The sequence below is a fragment of the Streptomyces sp. NPDC046261 genome (genome assembly GCF_040646235.1).
GTDB lineage: Bacteria > Actinomycetota > Actinomycetes > Streptomycetales > Streptomycetaceae > Streptomyces.
The window spans coordinates 215,755-222,433 of sequence record NZ_JBEYZU010000003.1; the positions used below are offsets into that span (position 1 = coordinate 215,755).

At 68.9% G+C, this 6,679-nt stretch carries 3 protein-coding genes and 2 pseudogenes; 2 read left to right on the forward strand and 3 right to left on the reverse strand.

Features of this window, described 5'->3' with window-relative positions:
• The first annotated feature begins 14 nt into the window (after window positions 1-14).
• On the forward strand, window positions 15-509 hold the full coding sequence (locus tag ABZ956_RS07830) for a DUF4188 domain-containing protein (RefSeq protein WP_361888523.1): 495 nt from the start codon (window positions 15-17) through the stop codon (window positions 507-509).
• 343 nt (window positions 510-852) lie between these two features.
• Here ABZ956_RS07830 and ABZ956_RS07835 read toward each other — a convergent pair whose 3' ends face one another.
• The 3 genes and pseudogenes from ABZ956_RS07835 to ABZ956_RS07845 all read right to left on the reverse strand — a co-directional run bounded on the left by ABZ956_RS07835 (window position 853) and on the right by ABZ956_RS07845 (window position 4,967).
• On the reverse strand, window positions 853-1,743 hold the full coding sequence (locus ABZ956_RS07835) for a GNAT family N-acetyltransferase (RefSeq protein WP_361889401.1): 891 nt from the start codon (window positions 1,741-1,743) through the stop codon (window positions 853-855).
• 111 nt (window positions 1,744-1,854) lie between these two features.
• Window positions 1,855-3,135: pseudogene (nhaA, locus tag ABZ956_RS07840) on the reverse strand (Na+/H+ antiporter NhaA); the annotation flags it as partial.
• Window positions 3,136-3,411: 276 nt separating this feature from the next.
• Window positions 3,412-4,967: pseudogene (locus tag ABZ956_RS07845) on the reverse strand (alanine/glycine:cation symporter family protein).
• Between the two features lie 473 nt (window positions 4,968-5,440).
• Between ABZ956_RS07845 and ABZ956_RS07850 the strand changes: the two are divergent.
• Window positions 5,441-6,679, forward strand: a 1,239-nt coding sequence (locus ABZ956_RS07850) for a phage tail sheath subtilisin-like domain-containing protein (RefSeq protein WP_361888526.1), incomplete at its 3' end; no start/stop codon positions are given.

A 6,679-nucleotide genomic window follows, 5' to 3' on the forward strand; every position in this document is an offset into this window, starting at 1 on the left:
GGAGGGAGAATCTCATGGGTACTGCACCGATATCCGAGCGACGGGTCACGGCCGCCGCGGAGGGCGACGTGGTCGTCTTCCTCATCGGCATGCGGGTCAATCGCTGGCGGGCCGTACGCCACTGGCTGCCGGTCCTGGCCGCGATGCCGCGCATGCTCAAGGAGCTCTCGCGCGACGGCGACAGCGGGTTGCTGGGCCTCCGCGCTTTGGGCGGCGGCCCCCGCGTGTTCGGCGTCGTGCAGTACTGGGAGTCGCGCGAGAAGCTGCTCGCCTATGCCTCCGACCCCGGCGGCCAGCATCGACCCGCGTGGGCGGCGTTCAACCGCCGCGTGCGGAACAGCACGGGCAACGTGGGCATCTGGCACGAGACGTACATCGTCCCGGCCGGTTCGTACGAGTCGGTCTACCTCGACATGCCGCCGGCCGGTCTGGGCGCGGCATGGGGAGTCGAGCCCGTGGGCCGGCGCGGGGAGCGGGCGGCGCAGCGGCTGGCGAGCGGGGGCGTTTAAGGGGCGGCCGGAGGGCGATGCCGGTTGCGGTCGTCCGGTACGTGCGGCTGGAAGTCATCCGGGCGGGGCGAGTGTCATGCGAGGGCTCGGCGCGGTGACCGTGTTGCGGGCGGTGTCGGTGTCCTGGCGAAGGATGTGGCCTGAAGCGGCGCCAGGACACTGACTGGTTGGTGCGCCGTTCGTCCCCGAGCTCGGCTGCGCCGGCAGAGCTCCGCGACTGGCTCGGGGTGGCGGTCGCGGCCCAGGTTCTGTGGAGTGCAATGGCCGGCACCCCCGCGGCGCACCCTGGGGGTGCAGACCTGCTGGGGCAGTGGACGAGTGCTGGTCCCCGGCGCAGAACCGCTCAGTCCGCGTCCGTGGGCCTGCCGAGGAAGGTGTGGGTGCGGGTGTACGTGGTGAAGCCCATGGACTCGTAGAGCCGCTTGGGGACGGGATAGGCGGCGTCGCCTCGCGAGTAGACGATGGCGCGCCTGCCTCCGGCACGGGCGAAGGCATGCAGCACCGCGGTGCAGACGGCACGGGCCAGGCCGAGACGGCGGTGGTCGGGGTGGGTGCCGACTGGTTCGAACGTGCCGACTGCGTTGACCGGGTCGTACCAGCCTTGGCAGTAGGCGACGACGTCTCCGGCGGGCGATGTCACCACGAGGTCGAGTTCGGGGCGATAGGGCCAGGCGTCCCTCATGCGGGCATGGCGTTCGGTGGTGATCCGGGTTGATCCGAAGGCAGCGCGATGTGCGGCGGCCCGGCCGGCCACGTCGGCGTCGTCATGCTGGGCCCGGATCGCATAGCCGTCCGGCAATGGGGGAGTGTCCGGCAGTTCGGTGAGGTCACGTTCGAGGCATGCCATGAACGGGCCGTCGACAGCACGGATGTATCCCCGCTGTTCCAGCGCCTTGACCAGGTGTGATTCGGTGCCGGCCACCTCGACGTGCAGCGGGCCGCGTGCGGCTTGTTCGGCCCAGGAGAGGACATCGTGGGCCAGTTCCGCGCGGTCCGGATCGACTTGGAGCATCAGACTGTCCGGTAGCTCCAGCCAGCCCCAGGCCAGCGTTCGGTCGCCTTCGGTCCAGACCGCCGTCGGGCATTCGTCGCCGCGATCGAGAGACAGAGTCCAGTTCCAGGTGAGGTCACCTATGTGCCGATATCCGGTCGCCGGGAAGGTTCGGGTGGCCAGGTCCTGCATGGCGCGCAGCGCCATGGGGCCGGTGTGATCATGGCGTCGCATGGGCGCCATACTGTCGAACGGCTTTCGATCAAGCAACGGAGTATTCGACAAGCCGCATACCCTCAGCGCGCGGCCGTCGCAGATGACAGCGGCCAAGATCTTGCCACCCTCGGCGGTGCCGCGCTGGTAGATGTCGGGGACGCCGTCGGCGTCGGCGTCCAGGGCTTCTTCCTCGTACAGGCGCTTGTAGACCTTGTTGCGGCGCCGCAGGAGGAGGGCGGCGAGGGTTGCGGCGGTGACGGAGCCGACGAGGACGGCGGCCTTGATCTGTTCGGTGAGGGCTTGTCCGGGGAAGGCGAGTTCGCCGATGAGGAGGGCGACGGTGAAGCCGATTCCGGCGAGGACGGCGAGGCCGAAGACGTCGGCCCAGGCCAGGTCGGGGTTGAGCCGAGCACGTGTGAAGCGAGCGGCGAGATACGTGCCGCCGAACACGCCGAGGATCTTTCCGACGACCAGGCCGATGACGACACCGAGGGGTTCGGGCCGGGTGAACACGTCCGCGAGGGCACTGCCCGAGACGGTGACACCGGCCGCGAAGAGGGCGAAGAGGGGTACGGCCACACCGGCGGAGAAGGGGTGGACGAGGTGGGAGACCCTGGCGCCGGGGGAGGCTGCCTCGCCCTTGTCGAGGGTGGTGCGCAGGATCAGGCCCATGGCGACGCCGGCGACGGTGGCGTGGACTCCGCTGTTGTACATCAGCGCCCAGACGGTGATGCCGAGCGGGACGTACCACCACCAGCCGCGGACGCGGCGGCGCTGGAGGGCGTAGAAGACGACCAGTCCGGCGAAGGCGCTGCCGAGGGCGAGGAAGTTCAGGTCGGCGGTGAAGAAGATCGCGATGATCAGGATGGCGCCGAGGTCGTCGACGACGGCGAGGGTGAGGAGGAAGGCGCGCAGGGCCGCTGGGAGGTGCGTGCTGATGACCGCGAGGACGGCGAGGGCGAAGGCGATGTCGGTGGCCATGGGCACGGCCCAGCCGTCGAGGCCGCCGCCGCCGAGTGAGGCGGTGAGGGCGTAGAGGGCGGCGGGGACTGCCATCCCGCACAGCGCGGCAACGACGGGGAGGGCGGCCGTGGCAGGGGTGCGCAGTTCTCCGACGACGAGTTCACGCTTGAGTTCGATGCCGGCGACGAGGAAGAAGACGGTGAGGAGGCCGTCGGCGGTCCAGTGGCCGACGGAGAGGTCCAGGCCGAGGGCGGGTATGCCGAAGCGGACGTCGCGTATCTGCCGGTAGAGATCGCCGAGGGGGCTGTTGGCCCAGATCAGCGCGATGACGGCGGCGGCGAGGAGCACCAGGCCGCCGATGGTCTCGGTGCGAAGGGCTTCGGCGACGGCGCGGCGCTCGGGCCAGGGAAGGATGCCGAGGAACGGGGTGCGCTGGGGCGGCGGGGCAGCGGTCATGGCGGGGAACCTCCGGGGCGTCGGCGGCATTGCGGGCACACGGCCCCTCGGACGCCGACCAGACCTCCCGGCACAGCCCGCGTCCGTCTCCGCTCGGTGGGGAGGGAGCGCCTTGACGCTCTCTTTACACCGTATCGGCAGGGGTGAGGTGTCGCCGGGGAGTCCTTGACGTGCGGTGATGGTGTTGGGACAGAGGGAGAGGGCCCGTGTCCACCCAAGGCGCGAGGGTGGGCACGGGGCCCTCTCGAGGAGCCGGGCCGCCGGGGGGAGGGGCGGTCAGACGGTGGTCTTCACCGGCTCCTGGTCGGTGTTGTCGCCGTCCTCGCTCTCGTCCGTATCGAGGCCTGCGTCGCGGCGGCGGACGAAGTCGAGGAAGTTGTTCAGCTCGCGCTTGACGACGGGGGCGAGCAGGTACAGGCCGATGATGATGATGACGGCGAGCATGAAGAGCACCGCGTCGGCCATGTCGATCAGGGTCTGCAGGGTCAGCAGGGATCCGCCGACCGCGAAGAGGGTGTAGGTGGCCTTGAACGTGAGCTCGCTGGCCTTGCTGCGGCCGAACAGGTGGGTCCAGGCCTTCATGCAGTAGTAGCCCCAGGTCAGCACCGTGGAGATGGCGAACAGCATGACCGCGACGGTCAGGGTGTAGGGGAACCAGGGCAGGACGGTGGCGAAGGCGTCGGAGGTGATGGTCACGCCGCCGATGGACTCGCCCTTGCGGGCCTCGGCCCAGCTGGCCGGGTTGGCGATGACGATGGTCAGCGCGGTCATGGTGCAGATGATGACCGTGTCGATGAACGGCTCGAGCAGGGCGACCAGGCCCTCGCTGGCGGGGTGCTTGGTCTTGACCGCGGAGTGCGCGATGGGGGCGGAGCTGAGGCCGGCCTCGTTGGAGAACGCGGCTCGCTTGAAGCCGATGATCAGCGCGCCGAGGACGCCGCCGGCGACGCCCTGCGGGTTGAAGGCGCCCTCGATGATGGTGGACAGCGCGGAGGGGATGGCGGAGGCGTTGACAGCGATGACGACCAGGCAGCCGACGATGTAGATGCCGGCCATGGCCGGGACGAGCGCGCCGGTGACGGTGGCGATGGAGCGGATGCCGCCGAGCAGGACGACGCCGACGAGCGCGGCGACCAGGATGCCGAAGAACAGAGCGCCGCCCGAGCCGCCCATCAGGCCGCTCTCACCGCCGGTGACGGACACCAGCTGGGCGTAGGACTGGTTGACCTGGAAGAGGTTGCCGCCGAAGAGGCCGAAGAAGAGCACGAAGGCGGAGGCGAGGAGGGCCAGGACCTTTCCGAGGGTCTTGCCGCGGGCGCCGAAGCGCTCGGCGAGGCCCTTGGGCAGGTAGTGCATGGGGCCGCCGGAGACCGAACCGTCGGCGTGCACCTCGCGGTACTTCACACCGAGCGTCACCTCGACGAACTTCGTCGCCATGCCCAGCAGACCGCAAAGGATCATCCAGAACGTCGCACCGGGTCCACCGATGGACACGGCCACCGCCACACCGGCGATGTTGCCCAGGCCGACGGTGCCGGAGACGGCCGCGGTCAGGGCCTGGAAGTGGTTGACCTGACCTCACCGGCCGATCCCTTCTCGTCGTACTTGCCGCGCACCACCTTCAACGCGAGCGGGAACTTGCGTATCTGGACCAGGCCGAACCAGGCGGAGAAGACCAGACCGGCGATGACCAGCCAGGCGACGATCAGCGGGAGCTGAGTGCCGTTGACCGGCACGGAGTAGAAGACGACCTCGCCGAGCCACTTGGCTATGGGCTCGAAGAATCCGCTGACAGCCTTGTCGACGGAGTCGGTGAAGGAATCGAGTGACAAGTGGCAAACCTCGATGGCGCAGACCGGCCTCATAGTCCGATCGGCGACCCGTGGCGCCACCGGTCCGCGGACACGGACAGGTACGAAAGCGCCTTGGTCGTGCAGATGAAGCAAGAACTGCAGGTGATGCCACGGCCTGCTGGAGCGCGGCCGTGATCCTGCTGGTGCCCGCCCTCGGCCCGGAGGCGGAGTCGGCGGCTTGCGTTGACATGTCAGGTTTTCATACTCAGGGGCGGTTTACGGCCTTCTTCGGGTGACTGCATGGCGTGGTGCGTGGATTTGGGTATTGCTGTTCGGAGGTGTACCCGACACCCCACGAAGGGCAGAGCCATATGGCCGCGGAACCCTCAGCACCAGGGGTCTACGTCAAGGAAGTCCCCAGCGGATTACGGATCATCACCGGAGCCGGCACGTCCACGCCCGCGTTTCTCGGCTATCCGGTCAGCGGGCCCCACGCCGGAACGCCACAGTCCGTGCGGAGTTGGAACGAGTTCGTGGACGCGTTCCACTTCCGCTCCACGCTCACGCTGGAGCAGGTGACGAAGGCGTTGGAGCCTTTGGAACGCCTCCGGTCCACCTTCACGACTACGGACGACGCGCTCAAGGGCCAGGCCGTCACGGCGGGCGTCACCGAAGGCGACTATCAGCGCTTCGGCTCGGTGAGGGAGGCCCTGGGGGCCGGCCGTGACGTGTCCGACGAGGACAAGCAGTTCGCTGAAGGAATCAAGGCAAGGGTCAAGGATCTCGAGGGCTACGCGGCCTGGGAGGCGGCGGGCACAGCCTGGTGGCCCGTCGCCGCGCGCCACCACGAACTCACCGACCTTCAGGGCAAGCTGACGAACGGTCGGAAGTACGCGCTCGCCGAGGCCGTCTACGGCTTCTTCGCCAACGGCGGCACCAAGTGCTACGTCGTCCCGCTCGACCCCGGCATCGCTCTCGGGACGGCGGTCGACGACGGACTGACCGGGCTGGAGACCGTCCCGGACGTCCATATGGTCGCCGTACCCGACCTCTGGACGAAGAGCCAGGACGCGGCGGCTGCCCGGCCGGTCATCGCCTCCGTCATCGCGCACTGCGTCAAGATGCGCAACCGACTGGCGATCACGGAACCCCCGCCCGGCAAGAAGCCCTCCGAGGCCGTCGACTTCGCCGGGTCGCTGGCGTCCGCCGACACGGACGATGCCGCGTTCACGACCTTGTACTACCCCTGGCTCAAGGTCCCCGGCCTGGACGGAGCACCCCGCACTGTGCCGCCGTGCGGCCACCTCGCCGGTGCATGGGCCCGTACCGATGCCGAACGCGGCGTCTTCAAGGCTCCCGCCAATCAGAACCTCCGTGGGGTCCTCTCCGTCCCGACCGTCCTCACGGACGGGCAGAACGGGGAGCTGAACGCGGTGGGCGTCAATTGCCTGCGGGTCTTCCCCGACCGGGGTCTGCTGGTGTGGGGTGCGCGGACGAGGTCGACGACGCGTGACTGGAAGTACCTGAATGTCCGGCGTCTGGTGTCGTTCCTGTCCGACTCGATCCGTCAGTCGTCGACGTGGGCGGTGTTCGAACCGAACGACGAGCGGTTGTGGGCTTCGTTGCGGCACGCGGTGTCCTCGTTCCTGACCGACCAGTGGCGTCAGGGCGCGCTCGTCGGTCACAAGCCCGACGAGGCGTTCTACGTGATCTGCGACGACACGAACAACAAGTCGGACACCATGGACGAA